At 61.5% G+C, this 19,912-nt stretch carries 19 protein-coding genes; 11 read left to right on the top strand and 8 right to left on the bottom strand.

Going from position 1 to position 19,912, the window contains the following annotated elements; all coding sequences use genetic code 11:
• Positions 1 to 90: 90 nt before the first annotated feature.
• The 6 genes from VNX23_RS04030 to VNX23_RS04055 form a co-directional block, all read right to left on the bottom strand.
• Positions 91 to 450: a hypothetical protein gene (locus tag VNX23_RS04030; protein ID WP_325627888.1), complete on the bottom strand. Its 360-nt coding sequence runs from the start codon at positions 448 to 450 to the stop codon at positions 91 to 93.
• Between the two features lie 141 nt (positions 451 to 591).
• Complete coding sequence (locus VNX23_RS04035) at positions 592 to 1,374, bottom strand: enoyl-CoA hydratase/isomerase family protein (protein WP_325627889.1); 783 nt, start codon at positions 1,372 to 1,374, stop codon at positions 592 to 594.
• Positions 1,375 to 1,448: 74 nt separating this feature from the next.
• The gene (locus tag VNX23_RS04040) at positions 1,449 to 3,560 is read right to left on the bottom strand and encodes a molybdopterin oxidoreductase family protein (RefSeq protein WP_325627890.1); all 2,112 of its coding nucleotides are present in this window, start codon (positions 3,558 to 3,560) and stop codon (positions 1,449 to 1,451) included.
• A gap of 72 nt (positions 3,561 to 3,632) precedes the next feature.
• Positions 3,633 to 4,385, bottom strand: coding sequence for a 3-oxoacyl-ACP reductase family protein (locus VNX23_RS04045; protein ID WP_325627891.1), 753 nt, complete (start codon positions 4,383 to 4,385; stop codon positions 3,633 to 3,635).
• Positions 4,386 to 4,470: 85 nt separating this feature from the next.
• The gene (locus VNX23_RS04050) at positions 4,471 to 5,844 is read right to left on the bottom strand and encodes an MmgE/PrpD family protein (protein WP_325627892.1); all 1,374 of its coding nucleotides are present in this window, start codon (positions 5,842 to 5,844) and stop codon (positions 4,471 to 4,473) included.
• 41 nt (positions 5,845 to 5,885) lie between these two features.
• A complete protein-coding gene (locus VNX23_RS04055; protein WP_325627893.1) occupies positions 5,886 to 6,953 on the bottom strand; it encodes an ABC transporter substrate-binding protein in 1,068 nt (355 codons plus the stop codon).
• 180 nt (positions 6,954 to 7,133) lie between these two features.
• Between VNX23_RS04055 and VNX23_RS04060 the strand changes: the two genes are divergently transcribed.
• The 10 genes from VNX23_RS04060 to VNX23_RS04105 all read left to right on the top strand — a co-directional run bounded on the left by VNX23_RS04060 (position 7,134) and on the right by VNX23_RS04105 (position 15,817).
• The gene (locus VNX23_RS04060) at positions 7,134 to 8,144 is read left to right on the top strand and encodes a tripartite tricarboxylate transporter substrate binding protein (RefSeq protein ID WP_325627894.1); all 1,011 of its coding nucleotides are present in this window, start codon (positions 7,134 to 7,136) and stop codon (positions 8,142 to 8,144) included.
• A 15-nt stretch (positions 8,145 to 8,159) separates the two neighbouring features.
• Positions 8,160 to 8,630: a (2Fe-2S)-binding protein gene (locus VNX23_RS04065; RefSeq protein WP_325627895.1), complete on the top strand. Its 471-nt coding sequence runs from the start codon at positions 8,160 to 8,162 to the stop codon at positions 8,628 to 8,630.
• On the top strand, positions 8,627 to 10,762 hold the full coding sequence (locus tag VNX23_RS04070; protein ID WP_325627896.1) for a xanthine dehydrogenase family protein molybdopterin-binding subunit: 2,136 nt from the start codon (positions 8,627 to 8,629) through the stop codon (positions 10,760 to 10,762). Before VNX23_RS04065 ends, VNX23_RS04070 begins: the two co-directional genes overlap by 4 nt.
• Entirely contained in the window at positions 10,759 to 11,466 is a 708-nt protein-coding gene (locus VNX23_RS04075; RefSeq protein ID WP_325627897.1) for a molybdate ABC transporter substrate-binding protein, read from the top strand. Before VNX23_RS04070 ends, VNX23_RS04075 begins: the two co-directional genes overlap by 4 nt.
• 28 nt (positions 11,467 to 11,494) lie before the next feature.
• Positions 11,495 to 12,499, top strand: a complete 1,005-nt coding sequence (locus tag VNX23_RS04080) for a TRAP transporter substrate-binding protein (protein ID WP_325627898.1) — start codon at positions 11,495 to 11,497, stop codon at positions 12,497 to 12,499.
• Between the two features lie 176 nt (positions 12,500 to 12,675).
• Complete coding sequence (locus VNX23_RS04085; protein ID WP_325627899.1) at positions 12,676 to 13,203, top strand: TRAP transporter small permease; 528 nt, start codon at positions 12,676 to 12,678, stop codon at positions 13,201 to 13,203.
• A gap of 18 nt (positions 13,204 to 13,221) precedes the next feature.
• Positions 13,222 to 14,511, top strand: coding sequence for a TRAP transporter large permease (locus tag VNX23_RS04090; RefSeq protein WP_325627900.1), 1,290 nt, complete (start codon positions 13,222 to 13,224; stop codon positions 14,509 to 14,511).
• A gap of 242 nt (positions 14,512 to 14,753) precedes the next feature.
• Positions 14,754 to 15,113 carry a hypothetical protein gene (locus VNX23_RS04095; RefSeq protein ID WP_325627901.1) on the top strand — a complete coding sequence of 120 codons (360 nt, stop codon included), beginning with the start codon at positions 14,754 to 14,756 and terminating at the stop codon, positions 15,111 to 15,113.
• Between the two features lie 237 nt (positions 15,114 to 15,350).
• Entirely contained in the window at positions 15,351 to 15,611 is a 261-nt protein-coding gene (locus VNX23_RS04100) for a hypothetical protein (protein WP_325627902.1), read from the top strand.
• Positions 15,608 to 15,817 (top strand): hypothetical protein, encoded by a 210-nt coding sequence (locus tag VNX23_RS04105; RefSeq protein WP_325627903.1) that lies wholly within the window; start codon positions 15,608 to 15,610, stop codon positions 15,815 to 15,817. The genes VNX23_RS04100 and VNX23_RS04105 overlap by 4 nt, the downstream gene beginning before the upstream one ends.
• A gap of 22 nt (positions 15,818 to 15,839) precedes the next feature.
• Here VNX23_RS04105 and VNX23_RS04110 read toward each other — a convergent pair whose 3' ends face one another.
• Positions 15,840 to 17,354, bottom strand: a complete 1,515-nt coding sequence (locus VNX23_RS04110; protein WP_325627904.1) for an NAD(P)/FAD-dependent oxidoreductase — start codon at positions 17,352 to 17,354, stop codon at positions 15,840 to 15,842.
• A gap of 255 nt (positions 17,355 to 17,609) precedes the next feature.
• On the bottom strand, positions 17,610 to 18,341 hold the full coding sequence (locus VNX23_RS04115) for a class I SAM-dependent methyltransferase (protein ID WP_325627905.1): 732 nt from the start codon (positions 18,339 to 18,341) through the stop codon (positions 17,610 to 17,612).
• A gap of 195 nt (positions 18,342 to 18,536) precedes the next feature.
• On the opposite strand from VNX23_RS04115, the gene VNX23_RS04120 reads away from it, so the two are divergent.
• The gene (locus VNX23_RS04120) at positions 18,537 to 19,853 is read left to right on the top strand and encodes a hypothetical protein (RefSeq protein ID WP_325627906.1); all 1,317 of its coding nucleotides are present in this window, start codon (positions 18,537 to 18,539) and stop codon (positions 19,851 to 19,853) included.
• The last annotated feature ends 59 nt before the right edge of the window (positions 19,854 to 19,912 follow it).

The raw sequence follows: 19,912 nt of genomic DNA on the forward strand, positions 1-19,912 counted from the left end.
CGGTATTTCCGTGATCGGGGGCCAAGCGATCAATGCGATCAGAGCCACCACCCTGGTCAAACCATGACATGCCGCGCGGGCTTCAACTCGTCACTCGGTTTCGAAATCGGCCAAGGCGGCGAAAACGCGCAGATGCTGGTGCATCGGCCCGGAACGACGGGACCATTTGAATCGCACCTTGATTTGCCCGTTGTGCCAATCTGTCGCAGTTGATCGCGCCCCCAAATCACCGGCAGAATCCTGCGCGTTCCGCACCCTCTGTTGGCGACGATGCTTCGCATCGCGCCGATGACGGTGACAAAAAGCCCGGTCGCCGGGAAGAGCGTGGAATAAGTTGTTAAAGCCATCGCGCAGGGAATGCCGGCGTGCTTCGGCGTCCCTGTGGTGACTTTGCTCGTGTGCTTTTTTGTTTTTGCACGCGAGGCCATGGGTGCGGCGTGCATCCGGCATTCCCTGCGCCCTCTGATTTCAGAGGGACAGTGTCTGGCAAGACTCGGACGCTTTTTGTGCCGCGAGAATGCAGGCGTGCATCCAAGATTTGGCTGTTTGAAAACTAAATCGAAAAATTGCCACGTCGCGGCAGCTCAAGAGCTACTTCCCCGGCCACGAGGGCTTTCGCTTCTCGGCGAACGCTTTCAGTCCTTCTTTGGCGTCTTCGGTCATGGCCAGCAACGCGATCTGGCTTTCGGTGTAGGCGATGCTTTCGTCAAAGGACATCGAGGCGATCGCGCGCATCGCATATTTGCCGCGCCGGATCGCGGTCGGTGACTTGTCGGTGATGCGGCCGATCAGCCATTCGAGTTTGGCGTCGAGCTCGGCCTGCGGAACAACGTAGTTGAGCAGCCCCGCCGCTTGCGCGATTTTGGCGTCGAACGGCTCGCCAGTGAGCGCCCATTCGTTGACGATGCGGCGCGGCGCCATCGCCTGCAACAGGCTCATCACCTGCATCGGAAATACGCCGACCTTTACCTCCGGCAATCCGAACATCACATGGTCGGCCGCGATCGCCATATCGGTCATGCACAACAGACCCATGCCGCCGGCCATGCAGACGCCGTTGACGCGCGCGATCGCGGGCTTGGTCGCGTTCTGCGACAGCCGCAACAGATCGGCGTAATCGACATTGGGCCTGGAAAAATCCGCCGCGAACGCGCCGCCGGTGTTCTGCAGGTCGGCACCGGCGCAAAACGCCTTCTCGCCGGCCCCGGTCAGCACGACCATACGCACATCCTTGTCGTCATGCGCGGTTCTGTAACCCCTGGCGATGCCGGCGATGACGTCGCCGTTGATGGCGTTGCGCTTCTCCGGCCGGTTGATGATGATCCAGAGCGCCGGGCCGCGCTTCTCAAGGATGACACTGCTGGTCTCGGTCATGGCTATACCCGCCTGTTCTTGTCAGAACGGACAATAGAGATGACCAGCGAAAGTGGGAAGGGTGGCGAAAGACGTCAGGGCGCCGGAATCGAAGCTTGCGTCGCCTTCCTCGCCCAGACCTTGTTGTCATGGAAAGCCGCGCCGCCGTATGGCGGCACAGCTTCCGCGCCGGTGAGCATGTTGATGCCGCGCCCGCCGACATGGGCCTTGTTCGGGTGCACCGATTCCGCGATCAGCACGCCGCGTCGCACGCCGTCGAACAGCTTTGCGGTCAGTGTGGTTTCGCCGCGCGTGTTGCCGAGCGTGACGGCGTCGCCATCGGCGACGCCGAGCGCGGCGGCATCGTCGGGATGGATCATCACACTCGGCGCACCTTCGCGCGCTTGCGACGAAGGCGTCTCGTTGAAGCTGGTGTTGAGATAGCTGCGCGAGGGGCTGGTGGCGAGCCGGAACGGATGAGCTTCATCGGCTTCCTCGATCGCCGCAAAATGATCGGGCAGCGAAGGCATCTGATCCCACGGTCCCATCAGGCCGGCATTGCCGAGGGGAACATGGGCCCAGTCGGCCTTGAAATGAAACTTGCCGTCGGCGTGGGCAAAACCGTCCAGATAATGCGAGGTGCGGAAATCCGGCTGGATGTCGCGCCAGAGATCCGCCTCCAGCGCCTCGATGCTGCCATGCCCGCTCTTTCGAAGCGTGGCGTCGATCAACTCGCGCGCCGACATCTCGAAGCCGGGATGACTGATGTTCAGGCGGCGGGCGAGCGCCCGCAACAGCTCGTGGTTGGAGCGGCATTCGCCGGGCGGCTCGATCAGCTTGGGGCCGACCGAAATGTGCTGGTGACCGCCGCCGTAATAAAGATCGTCGTGTTCCATGAACATCGTGGCGGGAAGAACGAGATCGGCCATCTGCGCCGTTTCGGTCATGAACTGTTCGTGCACCGCGACGAACACGTCCGGCCTGGCAAAACCCTGCCGCACCAGCGCCTGCTCCGGCGCGACCGTCATCGGGTTGGTGTTCTGGATCAGCATGGCCTTGACCGGCGGCCCGTTCCTCAACGCGGCCGCATCACCAGTGAGGATGCGCCCGATCTTCGACTGGTCGAGCACGCGGGTCGAACGGTCGATCGCGTCATGGCCTTCGATGATGGATTCGTCGAATTTCCAGATCGCGTAATTGTTGAAGAAGGCGCCGCCGCCTTCGTACTGCCAAGCACCGGTCACGGCCGGGATGCACAGCGCCGCGTGCATCTGCGCCGCGCCGTTGCGGCTGCGGGTGAAGCCGTAGCCGAGGCGGAAGAACGCGCGCCTGGTTTGACCGACGGTACGGGCAAAGGCTTCGATCTCCTCGACCGGCACGCCGCAAATCGCCGAGGCCCATTCGGGTGTGCGGGTTCGAAGATGAGCTTCGAGCTCGGCGGGGCAATCGGTGTAGCGCGCAAGGTACTCGCGATCGGCAAAACCTTCGCGGAACAGCACATGCATCACGGCGCAGGCAAACGCCCCGTCGGTGCCCGGCCGCAGGATGATCTTGATGTCGGCCTGCTTGACCGTGTCGTTGTTGTAGACGTCGACGGCAGCGATTTTGGCGCCACGCTCCTTCCGCGCGCGCATCGCATGGGTCATCACATTGACCTGGGTATTCACGGGGTTGGTGCCCCAGATCACGACCAGGTCGGAGACGCCCATCTCGCGCGGATCGACGCCTGCGACCTTGCCGGTTCCGGCGGCAAAGCCGACCCGCGCGATGGTGGAGCAAATCGTCGAATAGAAGCGCGAATACTTCTTCACATGCGCAAGACGGTTGAGGCCATCGCGCATCACCAGCCCCATGGTGCCGGCATAATAATAGGGCCAGATCGACTGGGCGCCGAACTCGCGCTCGGCCGCATTGAACCGGTGCGCGATCTCGTCCAGCGCATCGTCCCAGGAAATCCGCGCGAACTTGCCCGAGCCCTTCTCTCCGACACGGAACATCGGAAAGGCGAGCCGATCCGGATGATGAATGCGCTCGGCGTAGCGGGCGACCTTGGCGCAGATCACGCCTGCCGTGTAGGTCTGCTGCTTCGAACCGCGCAAGCGGCCGATGCTGGTATTGTCAATCACCTCGACATCGAGCGCGCACGCCGACGGGCAGTCGTGCGGACAGGTGGAGTGACGGATGTCGATCCGGACGTTCTGGTTCATGGCCCAATGGTTAGCACCAAACGCGCGGAGAGCCAGCCCAATTATCCGACATGCTTGTGCTTAAGCCATGCGCTACCCGCCGAGATAGGCCCCGCCACTACTGTGGATCGCCTGCCCGTTGATGTAACGGGCGGCCGGTCCACACAGGAACCGCACCGCGGCGGCCACATCGTCGGGCCGGCCGCGTTCACCCGATATGGTGTGGTGCAGCAGATGGTGGGCAGGTTCCGGCTGACCTTTCGGGCGGGGCGTACCGATCAGGCCGGGCACCACGCAATTGACGGTGATGCCGTCGGCGGCAAGGTCATGGGCGAGTGCCCGGGTGAATCCGACGATGCCGGCCTTTGCCGTCACCACATGCGCGCGGTCTCTCGCGCCAGTATGGGCGCTCAGGCCGCCGATATTGACGATGGTGCCCGCGCCGCTCTTCTTCAAGTACGGAAGAGCGGCCTTCACGCAATGGAAGGCCCCGTCGAGCGTGACATTCATGATCTCGCGCCATTCGGCGTAGCTCATCTCCGAAAACGGCTTTTCCCGCCGCAGCGCCGCGTTGTTGATCAGGATGTCGATCCGGCCAAACTGTTCGACCGCGGCTTCCACCATCGCCTCCACATCGGCCGCGTTGGCGACGTCGCCCATATGCACCAGCGCCTTGCCGCCCCTTGCCTCGATCTCGCGCGCGACGGCTTCGGCCTCGGCGCGATTGCTTCGTGCATTCACCACGATCGATGCGCCCGCGTCCGCAAGCGCCAGCGCAATCGCGCGTCCGATATTGCGGCCCGCGCCGGTGACGATGGCAACCTTGCCGTCGAGTTCGTTGGTCATCTGCTTTCCCTTCCATGTCATGGCCGGGCATAGCCGTTCGAGAACGGCGTCGCTATCGCTCCCCTATGCCCGGCCATGACGACAACTAAGTTCGCAACCCGCTCAAATCGATCCTGCCCTGATATAGTCCGGCCAGCAATTTCAAGGCCGCTTCGCTTTGCGCCTTGCTCCAGCCGCCGTGCTGCGCGTTGAGCATGAATTTGTCGGTGACGTCCTGGCGCGTCAGCGGCTCACTTGCGCCGCCGCGCAAGTAAGGCTGCCGCTCCTCGGCCACGCTGCCGTCCTTCAGCGTCGCTTTGACGTGGCCGGTATAGTTGTTTGGATAAGGATTGTCCGGATCGATCACGAACTTCGCCTTGACGGCCAGCGCAAGCACGTCTGCGTCGCGGATCGCTTTCTCCGTAAAGGCGCCGAGCCCGACGCCGCCATGCACGAAGCCGGTGGCGAGCAGATAGGGCACCGCGAATTTGGCGGCATAGCCGTTCTTCGGCCGCTGCTTGTCGGCAAGCGGCTCCCACAGGCGATGCACCGTGCCCTCCGCCACCTCGCAAAGGATGGCCTCGACGTCGTCGGGCATGATGCCCCGCGCGGCCAGCCGCCGCGCACAATCGATGTACGGCTGAGCCATGGTTCCACACGGATAAGGCTTGAACGCGAGCGTATCGGTGACCCAGCGGGTGCCGAAATCGCCCGTCAGCGCGTCATAATCGCCATCGGCGGTGTGGGCGAAGCCGTGAAACAACCCATGCACACCTTCGAACACCGTGCGCGGACCGACAAAGCCCTGCCGCGCCAGCAAGGCCGCACGAATGCCGGACTGCGCCGCCCAGCCCGCATGCAAGCGCTTGGTCCAGGCGCCCTCGGCGAGATATTCGATGATGCCGCCTGCCATGCTGCCGGCAATCCCGAGCGCATCGACAATCTGTTTGGCGTTCAGGCCAAGCGCGGCCCCGACGCCTGCGGCCGCGCCCATCGCACCGAAGATCGCGGTCGGGTGGAATCCTGCCTTGTGGACGGCCTTCGGCACCACGAGGCTCAGCCGGCACAGTACCTCGGCGCCGACGGCAATTCCCGTCAGCGCCATGCGGCCGTCCGGTTTGTGCCGCTCGCAAGCCGCGAGAACCGCCGGCACGACCACGGCGCCGGCATGGACGGGACCACCCTCAAAAGTATCGTCGAAATCCTCGCCGTGAGCGGCGGTGCCGTTGACGAACGCCGCACCCGAAGCCGTAAGCCGACGTCGATGGCCGATCGCCGTGCAGGGGCCGTCATCGTCGCAAGCCAAAAGCGCGCTTTGCGTGTAATCCTCGTTGCGAGCGGTGACGCAGAGACCGACGACATCGATCAGCAAATCCTCGCATTTGCGCGTGGTTGCCTGCGGCAGAACGCCCGGCTCCAGCGTTGCAATTTTCTGCGCCAGGGTTTCGGCGACGGAAGCCTTCGGAAGTTCGGAGGTCATGAGGGCTCGAGGTTTAAAAAAAAGCGTTTGAACAGCACGGATCAGACGTGGAAAATGCGGGTATAGCGGGACTTGATGGCGCTGCTTTGCTGCTCGACGGCGGCAGGATCATCCTTCATGGTCTTGATGGCCTTGAGCGGTATGCGGCCGGCCCTCTCCTCGGTTTGCGGATGCACCGAGCGCAAGCCCCCGAAATCGATGATGAGCTGCTGGGCCTCGCGGCTGAAGCAGAACGACTGGAACAGCTTTGCTGCATTTGGATTCGGCGATCCTTTGAAAATTCCATTGGGGCCGACGATCATCGGCGATCCTTCCGCAGCGTAGACCGGCGCCACGGGGCGTCCCGCCTCCTTGAACTGCAGGATGTTGTATTCGTTGCCGTCCGCCATCACCGAGCGCTCGCCAAGCTCGAGTTTCTTCGGCGGATCGGCCGATGATTGCACCTGCATCACGTTCTGCCTGGCGAGTTGCTCGAACCAGCTCCAGCCGAGTTCGCGCTGCAGCTGGTAGGTCGCGGTCATGATGGTGCCGCTGTAGCCGGGATGGCCCTTGACGATCTTGCCTTTCCATTTGGGATCGAGCAGATCGGCGAAACTCTTTGGCGCATCCTCCGCCTTCACGAGGCTGGTGTTGTAGGCGATGATGCTCAGCCAGACGCGCCAGTTTGCGAACAGGCCGTCGGGATCACGGTGTTCGACCGGATAGAATTTGGCGACGTCCTCGGGCACGTAAGGGGCGAGAAGCTGATCGCGCTTCCAGACGATGAAATGCGCGGCATCGGAGGAATTCACCACGTCGACGGCGTGGATGTTGCTCGAATATTCCTGACCGATGCGCTGGAACACGCGCTCGGCGCCGGTGCGCTCGACGCGCACGGCAATCCCCGGATATTTCGCCTCGAATGCCTTGGCCAGTTTCTCGGCCACCGGCAGATCGGTCGAGGTGTAATGGATGATTTGCCCTTCCTTTTTGGCCGCCTCGATCAGGGCGGGCGTGACCGGCTCGGGTGGCGGTGCGTCCGCAAGCACGCGGGTGGAAAGTGCGGCGCCCGCCAACAGACCGCCCGTTGCCTTAAGCGCGTCCCGACGCGAGATTTTCTTGTTTTTCATTAAACCACTCTGCCGGCCCTCTCTTGGGCCGCCTATTGTTTTAACCCGCAACTTCCAACCCGCAGCAAGGCGTCAAGGCCATGTCGACAGGTCGTTCGCCTTGCCGCTACAGTCGGACTTGACAGTTAGACCGGAACTCAGGATTTGACCAGCCGGTCACGGAAGAACGAGGCCTTGAGAATGAGACGCCCGACAACCAGCCGGGGTTGCGGCCGCCGTGCCGCCTCAAGATCGACGCTGACACTTTTGGCCGTACTTTTTGCAAGCCAGGCTTTTTTCGGCACCTGTCTGGCGCAGGATTATCCGACGCGGACGATCCGGATCATCGTTCCCTTCGGCGCAGGCGGTCCTGCTGACGTCGCGGCTCGCCTGCTCGGCAACGCGCTGCAGGAAAGTCTCAAGCAAGCTTTCGTGATCGAGAATCGTCCCGGCGCCGGCGCGGTGATCGGCACGCAGGAGGCGGCCAAGTCGGCACCCGACGGCTACACGCTGTTGATGATGTCGAATACCCAGACCGCCAATGAATCGCTGGTGCCGCAGCGAAAATATCAATTGATGCGCGACCTGGTGCCGATCGCGCCGATCAATGTCTCCGACCTCGTGATCGTGGTTCATCCGTCGGTGCCGGCGAGGACATTGGCGGAATTCGTCGCGCTCGCCAAATCGCAGCCGGGAAAACTGAATTATGCGTCCTCCGGCCAGGGCACGCCCTATCACATGGCCGGCGAGCTCTTCAAAACCATGGCCGGGATCGATCTCGTGCACGTGCCCTATCGCAACAGCGGCGAGGCGCGCAATGGCGTGATCGGCGGACAGGTGCAGATGATGATCGACGCGGTGACGACCATGGCGCCCAACGTCAATCAGGGCCAGGTGCGGGCGCTCGCCACCACTGGCAAGACGCGCTCGAGCGTGCTGCCTGAGGTGCCGACCGTCGAAGAAGCAGGCCTTCCCGGTTATGAAGCCGCGATCTGGCTCGGATTGATGGCGCCGACCGGCACGCCGAAGCCCGTCATCGAAAAACTCAACGGTGCCATCAACGACGCAGTCAAGCGGCCGGAAATCGTCAAGCTCTGGGCCGATCAGGGCGCACTCCCGATGTCGATGACACCAGAGGAATTCGACAAATTCCTGCGCAGCGATATTGTGAAATGGGCTGACGTCGTCAAGCTATTCCCCGACAAGCCGTAAAGGTTCGAGATATTGATGCCGAGTATTCGATTCCGCCTCAATGGCGTCGAGACCGACGTCGACGCTGATCCCGACACCTCCCTGCTCGCGACCCTGCGCGGACCGCTCGGATTGACGGGCGCGCATTTCGGCTGCGGCGCCGGGGAATGCGGCGCCTGCAACGTGATGGTAGGCGATCACGCGGTGAGTGCTTGCGACACGCCCCTATGGTCGGTCGCCAACAAGGACGTCACCACGATCGAAGGGTTGGGAGATCCACAACGGCCGCATCCCTTGCAGCGCGCCTTCATCGCCGAGCAGGCGCTGCAATGCGGCTATTGCGTGTCCGGAATCCTGATCAGCGCCGCGGCGCTGCTAAAGCGAAATCCGGATCCTTCGAATTCGGAAATCAGGGCTGCGCTCGACCGCAATTTGTGCCGCTGTGGGTCGCATAACCGCATGGTGCGCGCCGTGCTGCGAGCCGCAGCGGAGATGCGCAACCCATGACCGAAAACGCCCCCTCCACGCCAAAATTGCCGGTGAGTCTGGCGGCAAATCCAAAACTGTCTTCGTGGGTCCGCTTCTCCTCCGACGGCCATGTCGCGGTCTCTCCGGGAAAGGTCGAGATCGGTCAAGGCATCGTCACTGCACTTGCCCAGTTAGCCGCCGACGAACTCGATGTCGACATCGCCCGCGTGCAGATGGTCCGCGCGTCCACGGGGCGAAGTCCCAATGAAGGCGTCACCTCGGGCAGTCTTTCCGTGCAGCAATCGGGCCGCGCGATCCGGCAAGCCTGCGCCGACATCCGGCAGATTTTCCTGACTGCCGCCGCCGAGCGCCTCGGCGTCGGGCCCGAGGTACTCGACGTCCATGACGGCACCATTTCCGGTCCGGGCAATGTCAGCACCAGCTACTGGGAGCTCGCGGCAGAAGTCTCGCTCGACCGCGATGCAACCGCAAGCGCGCAGCCGAAGCCATCCGCGCGCCGAACGATCGCCGGACGCTCCGTGCAGCGGCTCGATATTCCCGACAAGGTTTTCGCAAAACCCCGTTTCATCCACGATTCGACATGGCCAGGCATGCTGCATGGCCGCGTGCTGCGGTCCGAGCTTTCGCACGCTTCTCTCATCGAATTAAAGGAGGACGGCGCACGCAGCCTGCCGGGCCTCGTCGCGATCGTGCGCGACGGCAATTTTGCGGGCCTTGTCAGCGAGACCGAAGCCGGCGCCGAGCTCGCGCTCGCCGCCCTGCGCAAGGGCGCCAAGTGGAGCTTGCGCGATACGCTGCCCGAGGAGACCGGGCACGCCGAATGGCAGAAGGCGCAGCCGGCCGAACTTTCCGTCATCGCCAGAAAAAAAGCGTCAACACAGCCAGCGAAAGCGCGAACGGTCATGCGTCAATATACGCGGCCCTACATCGCGCATGGCTCGATCGCGCCCTCCTGTGCGATTGCGCAATGGAGCGGCGACAGTGTGCGGGTCTGGACCCATAGCCAGGGCGTCTACTTCCTGCGCGCCGATCTCGCTTTGGTTCTCAGGATTCCGCTTGAGAACATCACGGTCGAACATATGGAGGGCGCCGGCTGTTATGGACACAACGGTGCCGACGATGTCGCGCTGGATGCGGTCCTGCTGGCGAAAGCCGTCGGTGGCCGGCCGGTTCGCCTGCAATGGTCGCGCGCCGACGAGATGTCGCATGCGCCGTTCGGTGCCGCCATGACCATCGAGGTCGAAGCCGATCTCGATGCCGATGGCGAGATCGTCGACTGGCGGCACAGCGTCTGGAGCAACGGCCATACCGCGCGGCCGGGACGAGCGAGCCAGCCGGCGCTTCTCGCGGCCAGCGAGCTCGCCGAGCCGTTTCCGCGATACATCGCCACCAATCCGCAACAGACGAGCGGCGGCGGCGCGGACCGCAATTCGATTCCGCTCTACGATTTCCCGTCGTGGCAAATTGAATGCCATCGCCTGACGACCATGCCGATCCGCACTTCCGCGCTGCGCACGCTGGGCGCACAAGCCAACGTGTTCGCGATCGAGTCCTTTCTCGACGAAATTGCCACCGAGCGCGGCGAGGACCCCCTCGCCTTCCGCCTGCGTCACTTGTCGGATCCGCGGGCGCAGGACGTGATCCGCGCGGTTGCGAGGCGCGCCGGCTGGAAAGGCGAAAGACGCGACGGCATTGGTCACGGCATCGGCTTCGCGCGCTACAAGAATACGGGCGCCTATTGCGCCGCCATCGCCGAGGTCGAGGGCGCCGAGGATATTTCGGTCAGGCGGCTGACGATCGCGGTCGATGTCGGCGAAGCCATCAATCCGGATGGCGTGATCAACCAGATCGAGGGCGGCGCGATCCAGGCCACGAGCTGGGTGCTGAAGGAGCGCGTGCGCTTCGATCGCGAACGCATCACCAGCAACTCATGGAGCGAATATCCGATTCTGCGCTTCAGCGAAGTGCCCGAAGTGGACGTCGAAGTCATTTCGCGGCCCGAGATCGAACCGGTCGGCGCCGGCGAAGCCGCGCATGGGCCGGTGACCGCGGCGATTGCGAACGCCGTGTTCGATGCGCTGGGCTTGCGCATTCGCAACCTGCCGATCACGCGCGAACGCCTGATCGCGGCGATGGAACTTGCATCATGACGAGTTTGAGTATCTTGAGCGGCGGCGCGGCGCAGGGGCTGGTGGCAAGCCTCACGCCGAAGTTCAAGGAGCAGACCGGGTTCGATATCGCGGGTGAATTCGGCGCGGTCGGCGCCATGGCCGACAAGTTGCGCGGCGGAACGTCGGCCGACATCGTCGTCCTCACGGCGGCCTTGATCGCCGATCTGGCGCGGGAGAAACTTGTTGCGACCAGCTCGATTTCGGACATCGGCCGCGTCGAAACGGCGCTTGCCGTTCGCGATGCCGACCCGCTCGTTTCGGCGCCGGACGCCCCAAGCCTGCGTGCGGCGTTGCTTGCCGCGGACGCGATCTTCGTTCCCGACACCAAGGTGTCGACGGCGGGCATCCATGTCGCGAAAATCCTGCGCCAGCTTGGAATTGCCGAGGAGGTTGCACCGCGGCTGGAGGTGTATCCCAATGGCGCGACCGCCATGCGGCATCTCGCCGAAAGCAAGGCAAAGCAGCCGATCGGCTGCACGCAAACGACCGAGATCATCGCTACCTCAGGCGTAAGGCTTTCCGCCTCGCTGCCGCAGGGATGCGATCTTTCGAGCGTCTATACGGCTGCAGTTACCACGACCGCCGCGCACGCGCGGGAAGCGCAAATTCTGACCGATTTATTGACAAGCCAGGAACAAAGTGAATTGCGGACACGAGCGGGCTTTCTTGACGCAAGAAACTAGCTACAATCATAAAAAAGGGAGGATTTCGATGCGACGTCGCGATTTCATCAAGATCAGCGCCGGCATTGGCGCTGCGAACCTCGCAGGTCTCGCACCATTCTCGTCCGCGCGCGCGCAGGCCAAGATGGTCTTCAAGGCGTCCGACGTCCAGCCTGCGGGTTATCCGACCGTGGCGGCGACGGAAAATCTGGGCAAGAAGCTTAGCGAGGCGACCGGCGGGCGGCTCTCGGTGCAGATGTATCCGTCGATGCAGCTCGGCGGCGAGAAGGAAACCATCGAACAGACGCAGATCGGGGCGATCCAGCTGCTGCGAGTCAGCGCCGGAACGATGGGACCGATCGTCGACGACATCAACGTCGTCAACATGCCCTTCCTGTTCAAGAACATCACGCATTCCGAAAAGATGATGGATGGCCCGATCGGCCAGGAACTACTCGACAAGATCACGGCAAGCCCGAGCGCCAACCTCGTCGCACTGTGCTGGATGAATTCGGGTGCGCGCAGCCTCTATAATTCCAAGCGGCCGATCAAATCGATCGAGGACGTCAAGGGCCTGAAATTCCGCGTCATTGGCAATCCGATCTTCATTGACATGATGAATTCGCTCGGCGGCAACGGGGTCGCGATGGGCTACGACCAGGTGTTCAGCGCGCTGCAGACCGGCGTGATCGACGGCGCCGAGAACAACCCGCCAAGCTACGTCTTCTCCAACCACTACACGGCGGCCAAGTATTATTCCCTGACCGAGCACCTCGTCATTCCCGAAGTGCTGCTGTTTTCCAAGCGGGCGTGGACCAACCTCTCCGCCGACGACCAGAACCTGTTGAAGAAATTTGCCCGCGAAGCGCAGTTCGAGGAACGCGTACTGTGGAACCAGTATGAGCAGCAGGCGATGGAGAAGGCGAAAGCCGCCGGCTGCCAGATCGTCGAAATTGCCGACAAGACGCCGTTTCAGAATGCGGTCAAGCCGGTGTGGGACAAGTACGGTCCGAAATACCAGGACATGATCAAGCGCATCCAGGCCATTGCATGATTGATGCGCGGTGTGCCGTCATCAAGCGAGGCAATCCGGCGTTTCGTCATTCCGGGATGCGCCGCAAGGCGCAGACCCGGAATCCATACTCACGATGGTGGTTATGGATTCCGGGTTCGTCGCCGCGCTCCGCCCCGGAATGACGTGAAGCCCAGTTGAATTCGGGGAACCAGGTAATGGCAGCAGCATTCCGCCGCGCAATGGACGCCCTCTATCTTCTGTGCATCGTCGTTGGCTGCATCGCGCTGGTCTTGATTTCGGCGGTCATTCCCTGGGCTGTTTTCACTCGCTACGTGCTCAACAGCGCGGCGTCCTGGCCCGAGCCGCTCGCGGTTCTCCTGACCATCGTCCTCACCTTTATCGGCGCAGCCGCGGCCTACCGGCTCAACCTGCACATGAACGTCGCCTACTTCGCCAATCAATTGCCGGCCAGATTCAGGAAACTGCTCGATCTCCTGGTTCAGTTCCTGATGGCGCTGATCGCCCTCTTCATGATCGTGTGGGGGGAGCGGCTGGTCGAGGTGACCTGGTACAACACGATCGCCGATTTTCCCTTCCTGTCGGTCGGCGTCACCTATCTGCCGATTCCCATTGGCGGCGTTTGCCTTTTGCTCTTCATCATCGAGCGGGTTCTCCTCGGACTGCCGGCTGACCCCATCCCGCAGCACGGCGAGGCAAGCCGCGAAGCCGCGCCGTTCGACTGACCCGGGAGACGTCGCAACATGGATATCTTCGTTCTCCTCGCAACCATGCTGACCTGTTTCGTCATCGGCATGCCGATCGCCTATTCGCTGGCGCTGGCTGCGATCGCGGGCGCCTGGTCGATCGGCATTCCGCTGGAAGCGGTGATGCTGAAGATCTCCGACGGCGTCAGCAAGGTGGCGATGCTCACGATCCCCTTCTTCGTGCTTGCCGGCGCGATCATGGCCGAAGGCGGGATGGCGCGGCGGCTGGTGGCGTTCGCGGACGTGCTGGTCGGATTCACCCGTGTGCGCGGCGGCCTCTCGATCGTCAACGTGCTCGCCACGACGTTCCTCAGCGGCATCTCGGGCTCGGCCGTGGCCGACACTTCCGCGATCGGTTCGGTGATGATCCCGCAAATGGAGAAAACCGGATATCCGCGCGTGTTCGCCACCAACCTGACCATCACCTCGTCGGTTCAGGCGCTGCTGGTGCCGCCGAGCCACAATGCGGTTCTGTATTCACTCGCGACCGGCGGCACCATTTCCATCAGCGCGCTGTTCATGGCAGGCGTGTTTCCGGGGCTGCTGCTCGGCTTTTCGCTGATCATTCTCTGTCTCGTCGTCGCCTACCGCGAGAAGCACCCGCACGGCCAGAGGGTGCCGGCGAAGGACGCGCTCCGCATCACGATCGACGCCGCCTGGGGGCTGGTAACGCTCGTCATCATTCTCGGCGGCATTCTCGGCGGCATCTTTACCGCGATCGAAGCCGGCGCCGTCGCCTGCATCTGGGCGTTCTTCGTCACGATGTTCATCTATCGCGATTATCGTTGGCGCGACCTGCCCGTGCTCCTGCACCGGACCCTGCGGACCGTCGCCATGGTGCTGACGCTGATCGCTTGTGCATCCAGCGTCGGTTATGTGATGGCCCTGACGCAGATGCCTGCGAAAATGACGGCGTTCTTCCTGTCGATCTCGAGCAACAAGTACGTCATCCTGTTTCTCATCAACATATTGCTGCTCGTGCTCGGCACCCTGGTCGACATGGCGCCGTCGATCCTGATCGCAACGCCGATCCTCCTTCCGGTGATGCAGAATTTCGGCGTCGATCCCGTTCACTTCGGGATGATCATGCTGCTCAACCTCGGCATCGGCCTGTGCCACCCGCCGGTCGGTTCGATCCTTTTCGTCGGATGCGCGGTCGGCAAGGTGACGATCGAACAGGTGATGCGAAAGATCTGGCCGTTTTACGCCGTGATGTTTCTGGTGCTGATGTTCGTCACCTATCTGCCGGAGGTATCACTATGGCTGCCGCGAAACGTGCTGAGGTGACCGCCAACAGGTTCGGCGAATAAGAAAGCCCCGGTGTGAAGCCGGGGCTTTGAGTTTGCCGGGAGAAAACGCCGAATAAGTACTTCGCATTCACAGGACCTGGCAACACACCAAGCGGCGTTGCCAGTCTGTCTATAGAGCTTCATCGGAAGCGAATGCGTGGCATTTCTGGCACATGTGGAGATATTAAGGAAAGCGCGTTGAGGATTGGCAACACCTCTCATCCGCCAAGGGATGAGACTTTGATCTGGATCAATGACGTCCGGTATCCATTCCCGGTTACTGACCTTTCGAGTGGTAATTTTGTCCGCCCTTGCGCCGCGCCGTTGGGTCGCCAATCTTTGCTCCAGGGCATGATCCTTGAGTTCGCCATGGGCACGGATGCCCACATCTGGTACGTCGCGTTTCGCAGGCCTGACGACGCTCGCGTCGTCTATGTCCGAAATTCGAAGACGTTTCGAACGGAGATAGAAGCCAAGCAATTTGCGCGAGAACGCCTGGAGGAAGGCTGCGACGTCAGCGCCGGCACGATCAACCCCCACCGGCCGAGACGGACCATCGGTCCGGAACAAATCATGAGTTGGTTAGAAGATGAAAACTGAAATTCGGCGAGCCGATCCCACACCGCAGGTGTCGCGCCATGATGCAAATTGCAATATTGCGGTCGAGACGAAACCTCGCTTTCGCAAGCAAGCCTATATCGAAGCGTGATCATGGCGCGGTCAACGTGGTTTAGGCTTTGCTGACGTGATCGCTCAATTGCAGATGCCCCTGCGATCCGGACCTTAAAATTTTAAGTGTATGACAGGCCTCGTTGGAGCAACGGCGGGGGCCGAAAAATGACAATCGAAATCATTGCGATTCCGGGACTGGTTTTCCTCGCGGCTTCAATGGTCGCGAACCTCTTCGAACTTCAAGATGACGTTCTCTATGGTCCTTATATCGAGGGTCGCAAGCGTTCTTGGGCTGATATCCGGGACGCGCTTGCAGAGATGCTCTTGCCGATGGGCTTGCGGCAAGGCGCCGGGCGTTTCGCCCTGAAACTCGGAACGCTCGGCTTTTTTGCCTCCGCAAACATTGGCCAGGCGAGAAGGCCATGAACGTCGATCAGCATCAACCCGAAGGACGGCCTGGCTTGAAGGTCGTGTGCGAGGAATGCGGAAACCTGTCGATCAAGCCGATCGATCCGGCGTGCGCACCCGACGACCTCGCCAAGATCTACTGCCGCCGCTGCAATGCGGTTCGCGGAACCGTTGCGGATCTGCGTGAACTGGCGCGGCGAAGCACCGGCGCTTTCGATTTCTAGCGTCCCGGTTCCGACGTCAGCTCTATGCTGCCTGGGTGCTCGCCTTGACCGGCACCAGACGTTCGCTCGCCAGCGCCGCCTGCGCGCTCGACGCCCCCGCTTCGTGATATTCTGCGTCTTCGTTGACTTGCCATATGTCGTAGATGCGTTCTCCGGCAAGAATGTTCCGCGCCGCCAGCATGGCCGTCATCATGGCGTGATCCTGATTGTTGTATTTGTGCATTCCGTTTCGACCGATCAGATGCAGAGTAGGATAGCTCGACTCGAGATCGCGACGGATCGTCGCCATATGGTCGCGGTAAGCGTCGTCGTATACCGGATAGGCCTTGGGCTGGCGCACCACGCAGCCGCCGATCACATCGGCGGCCGAGACCAGACCGACTTTTGCGACTTCACGCGTGGCGAGCGCGATAAGCTCATCGTCGGACATCGTCCAAAGGCCATCGCCTTCAAAGCAGAAATATTCGAGGCCGAGGCAGGTCGATCCGGGTGGCGCCATCTCGGGCGACCATGAGCCAAAATTCTGCACGCGGCCGACCTTCACACTGGGATCATGGATATAAATCCAGTTGTCGGCGAACAATTCCGGCTTGTTGACCATCAACGCGACGGTGAGGAAATCGCGGTAACGCAGTTCTCGCGCGTGCAAAAGCGAGATCGGTTTCGGCGAGAATTTTTGCACCAGCTCGCGCACCGGCGCAGAACTCACGACGTGCCGAGCCGTGTAGGTCTCGCGGCTTCCGGTACCGGTAGCGACCTCGATCTGCCAGAGGCTCCTGGCGTGATCATAGGCAAGCTCGACCAGCTCGCGATCCATCAGGATCCGGCCGCCGCGCTCGGTAACGCGGGCAGCCGCCGCCTCCCACATCATGCCGGGGCCCCGGCGCGGATATTGAAAGGTCTCGATCAACGTCTTTACGACGCCGTCGGCTCCCGCATCGGCCGCTGGCTTGCGCCCAAACGAGCGCTTCAACGCATTCATGACCGCGACGCTAAGGTCCAGTCCCTTGATGCGTTGTGTTGCCCAATCGGCGGATATTTCGTCGCACGACATTCCCCAGACCTTTTCGGTGTAGGTCTTGAAGAAAATCTGAAACAGGCGTTCGCCGAACTGATTGCGCACCCAGTCGTGGAAGCTGCGAGGCGACGCGATCGGGAATGCCTTGGCAAAGCCATAGGAGAGCATGCAAAGGGTACTGGTGAATATCCCGAGATTGCGCAGCGCCTGGAACGCGTTCAGCGGGTAGGAATAGAATTTTCCGCCGTAATAGATGCGCGACAGCCGCCGCCGCGTGATGAAGTCGTCAGGCAGGATCTCGTGCCAGAGATCGACGACTTCCTTCGATTTCGAGAAAAATCGGTGGCCGCCGATATCGAAAAGGAAATCTCCATACCGCACGGTCCGGCTGATGCCACCAACATAGACCGGGTCCTTCTCAATCACGATGACCGACCGCATCTCCTTGGTCAGGCAGTAGGCCGCGGTGAGTCCGGCGGGCCCGGCGCCGATCACGAAAATATCTGCATCAGCGGTCATGCGCGGTGTTCCCTCAATTTTCGGGTTCGCATTTGCGCAGAGCTTCGTTAACGTCGGGCTTATCGTTGTTCGCAGAAACCTCCCTTTCGAAGCGTTAACGAAACGTCAACGCGTCACCGCGGATTTCATCGCACATGACGACGCTGCGAAGCGTTTCATGACTTCGGTTGTTGCGATCTGTTTGCCGGATTTTCGGATTTCAGGTCAGGCTCGCCTGACGTCGTTTTGGGCGGCTGTGGCTTCGAGCAAAATGCGTCAGTCGCGGCTTTTTTCCACGAGGACGGCCACCTCTTTTGTCCCGTAAGACAAGTAGGTCAGGCGCCAGCGTCGTTTTTCCGAGATTTCCTTCATCGCCTTGAATCCAGCGGTCCTCCAATGCGGAAATCCGAAATAATCGTCAAAATGAACGACGAGACCATGTTCAACGTAATCAGAACACAATTCCAGCACGTCGACCGTCGCAGCGTAGGTGTCACAGTCAACGTGAACCAACAGGGGGACGCCGATGGCGGAATTTTCCGCTTTCCAGCGAGAGCCTGCCTCCGCGAACCACCCCTTCACCAGCCTGACGTTGCTCCGGACCCTCGGCAGCTTGCCTGCAAGATCAAACGCTTTTTCGGGAGCCATGCCGCTCCACTGCTCCTGCAAACCCTCAAAACTGTCAAACCCGACAAAATCCAGCCGAGGAAACCTCTTGGCCTGGTAGTTGATCATCCCACCCTTGTATACCCCGAACTCCAGAACGAGCTTGCGGGTAGGAAATCTTCGCTGCGCCTCCCCGATTGAAAGCGCGAGACCCTCAAATCGATCCAGAAACGAATAGGCCTCACCCATGTTTTCCTTTGCGTAGTTAAAGGAATCCACGACGGCCTCACGGCGCATGAGCATTGGAACGGATTCGGATAGGGTTCTTTCCGCGACATAGCGGGCAAACGAGGCGATCACGTTCGAAAACCAGACCTCGGCTCGAGTGCCTATGCGAGTCATATTGGATTAACCCTTCAGCATTGTCCGTGAACAGAAATCGTACCCGATTCCCGAGGTGATTGGGGACAGAACGCGCTTCCGCCGCCTGCTCAGCGCCAAGGTAGCACACGCGCCATTTGTGCTCCCGTATGCCTGCCTGGGCTGCGCGATGATTTGCATAGGACTTGCTTAACAGGTGGTGTGCAAACTGGCACAATGTCTGTGCTGTCTGACCTCAATGCGCCCTCGCACGATCAAGAAGATGCGGCGGCGGCCAACACTCAATGGCGCGCGTGCGCGATCATCCTTGTTCTTTTCGTTGTCGCCGCCACCCTTGGCGCCATCCGCAAGGACATCACCCAGGGCTTTGATGAAGTCGCGCACGCTTCCTACATTGCGCATCTACAGCGCTCCGGCGAGAAGTGGCCCGCGTTTGAGGAGATGCGGATGCTCGATCCGTCGAGCTTTGACTTCACCCGCGAGACCAACTATCTCAATCATCCCTCGCCGTACTATTTGCTGCTTGCCCGCCTCGGTCCCTCCCTGGAAGGCCATCCCGAGGCGATCCTGATCCATCGGCTGCTCAACGTGGTGCTGGGAGCGATCGGGCTTGCGGCTCTTTTGGCAGTTGGGCTCGTCGCAAAGCTGCCGCGGCTTGCGCTCTATGCCTACGTTGTTCCTCTGGCTGGCATTCCTGTGTTGGTGCCGATTGCGGGTGCCATCAACAACGACAACGCTGCGTTGGCCGGCGGAGCCATTGCGACGCTGGCTGCGTTTCAGCACCTCTCGACCGGGAGCCGAGCGTGGCTGCTGGCTGCACTCGGCGGCGTCATCGTCGCGTCATGGGCCAAGTTCACCGGGCTACTTTTGGCTGGCGGTTTGGTCGGAGGCGTGTTGCTGTGGCTGTCGTGGTGCCGCCGCTTGCAGTTTCGCTGGGTCGTCCTGATCGCGATCGCCGCCCTTTTGGCCATCGCGCCCTATGTCGCGTTGTTCGCGGAGTATGGCAGTCCGATTCCGATGACAACTGGCGCGATCGCGATGATCAAGACAGGTGCGCAGGCGGTCGGCTGGGACAGCGCCGCGCGATTGACGCCCGCCTCCTATGCGGCACATTTCGTGTCGGAATTTGTCCTTGAATGGATGCCGACTTTGAAGCCGCGCGACCCGCTGAACTACGCGGTGCTGGCGATCCCGATCATGGCGTCGCTTGCTGCCTTTGCGGGAATTTTGGCGGCGGCTTTGCGCATCGCACGCGGAAATAAAGATCCGCTCGAAATCGTAATCGTGGCCGGCGCACTTGCCTTTGCCGGAACATTCATTGTCCACGGCATCTTCAGCTATCGGCTGCACGTCGAGTTCGGCTGGCTGACGACCGCTTACCCCCGCTATTACTTGCCGCTGGGGGCCCTCATTCCGCTGGCGGGACTGTCATTGCTGGGTGCCATCAAGCAGCCGCTCGCCCGCGGAATGCTGCTCGCCTTCCTGATTACCGGCCCTTTGGTGTTCCGCCTGGCGGGCGCGCCGCTGGGATAGGGATTCCTCCCGAGCTTTTGCTGTGGCGAGAGGCCGACGAACGCCGATCGCGTTCGAAG

It is taken from the genome of Bradyrhizobium sp., assembly GCF_035570375.1.
In the GTDB taxonomy this organism is placed as follows: domain Bacteria; phylum Pseudomonadota; class Alphaproteobacteria; order Rhizobiales; family Xanthobacteraceae; genus Bradyrhizobium.

Coding starts and splice junctions, on each gene's coding strand:
- VNX23_RS04045 (WP_325627891.1), bottom strand. CDS start 4,385: ATGACCAACGAACTCGACGGCAAGGTTGCCATCGTCACCGGCGCGGGC.
- VNX23_RS04115 (WP_325627905.1), bottom strand. CDS start 18,341: ATGACTCGCATAGGCACTCGAGCCGAGGTCTGGTTTTCGAACGTGATC.
- VNX23_RS04075 (WP_325627897.1), top strand. CDS start 10,759: ATGACGAGTTTGAGTATCTTGAGCGGCGGCGCGGCGCAGGGGCTGGTG.
- VNX23_RS04050 (WP_325627892.1), bottom strand. CDS start 5,844: ATGACCTCCGAACTTCCGAAGGCTTCCGTCGCCGAAACCCTGGCGCAG.
- VNX23_RS04055 (WP_325627893.1), bottom strand. CDS start 6,953: ATGAAAAACAAGAAAATCTCGCGTCGGGACGCGCTTAAGGCAACGGGC.
- VNX23_RS04065 (WP_325627895.1), top strand. CDS start 8,160: ATGCCGAGTATTCGATTCCGCCTCAATGGCGTCGAGACCGACGTCGAC.
- VNX23_RS04070 (WP_325627896.1), top strand. CDS start 8,627: ATGACCGAAAACGCCCCCTCCACGCCAAAATTGCCGGTGAGTCTGGCG.
- VNX23_RS04060 (WP_325627894.1), top strand. CDS start 7,134: ATGAGACGCCCGACAACCAGCCGGGGTTGCGGCCGCCGTGCCGCCTCA.
- VNX23_RS04030 (WP_325627888.1), bottom strand. CDS start 450: ATGCCGGATGCACGCCGCACCCATGGCCTCGCGTGCAAAAACAAAAAA.
- VNX23_RS04090 (WP_325627900.1), top strand. CDS start 13,222: ATGGATATCTTCGTTCTCCTCGCAACCATGCTGACCTGTTTCGTCATC.
- VNX23_RS04085 (WP_325627899.1), top strand. CDS start 12,676: ATGGCAGCAGCATTCCGCCGCGCAATGGACGCCCTCTATCTTCTGTGC.
- VNX23_RS04120 (WP_325627906.1), top strand. CDS start 18,537: ATGTCTGTGCTGTCTGACCTCAATGCGCCCTCGCACGATCAAGAAGAT.
- VNX23_RS04100 (WP_325627902.1), top strand. CDS start 15,351: ATGACAATCGAAATCATTGCGATTCCGGGACTGGTTTTCCTCGCGGCT.
- VNX23_RS04040 (WP_325627890.1), bottom strand. CDS start 3,560: ATGAACCAGAACGTCCGGATCGACATCCGTCACTCCACCTGTCCGCAC.
- VNX23_RS04080 (WP_325627898.1), top strand. CDS start 11,495: ATGCGACGTCGCGATTTCATCAAGATCAGCGCCGGCATTGGCGCTGCG.
- VNX23_RS04110 (WP_325627904.1), bottom strand. CDS start 17,354: ATGACCGCTGATGCAGATATTTTCGTGATCGGCGCCGGGCCCGCCGGA.
- VNX23_RS04035 (WP_325627889.1), bottom strand. CDS start 1,374: ATGACCGAGACCAGCAGTGTCATCCTTGAGAAGCGCGGCCCGGCGCTC.
- VNX23_RS04105 (WP_325627903.1), top strand. CDS start 15,608: ATGAACGTCGATCAGCATCAACCCGAAGGACGGCCTGGCTTGAAGGTC.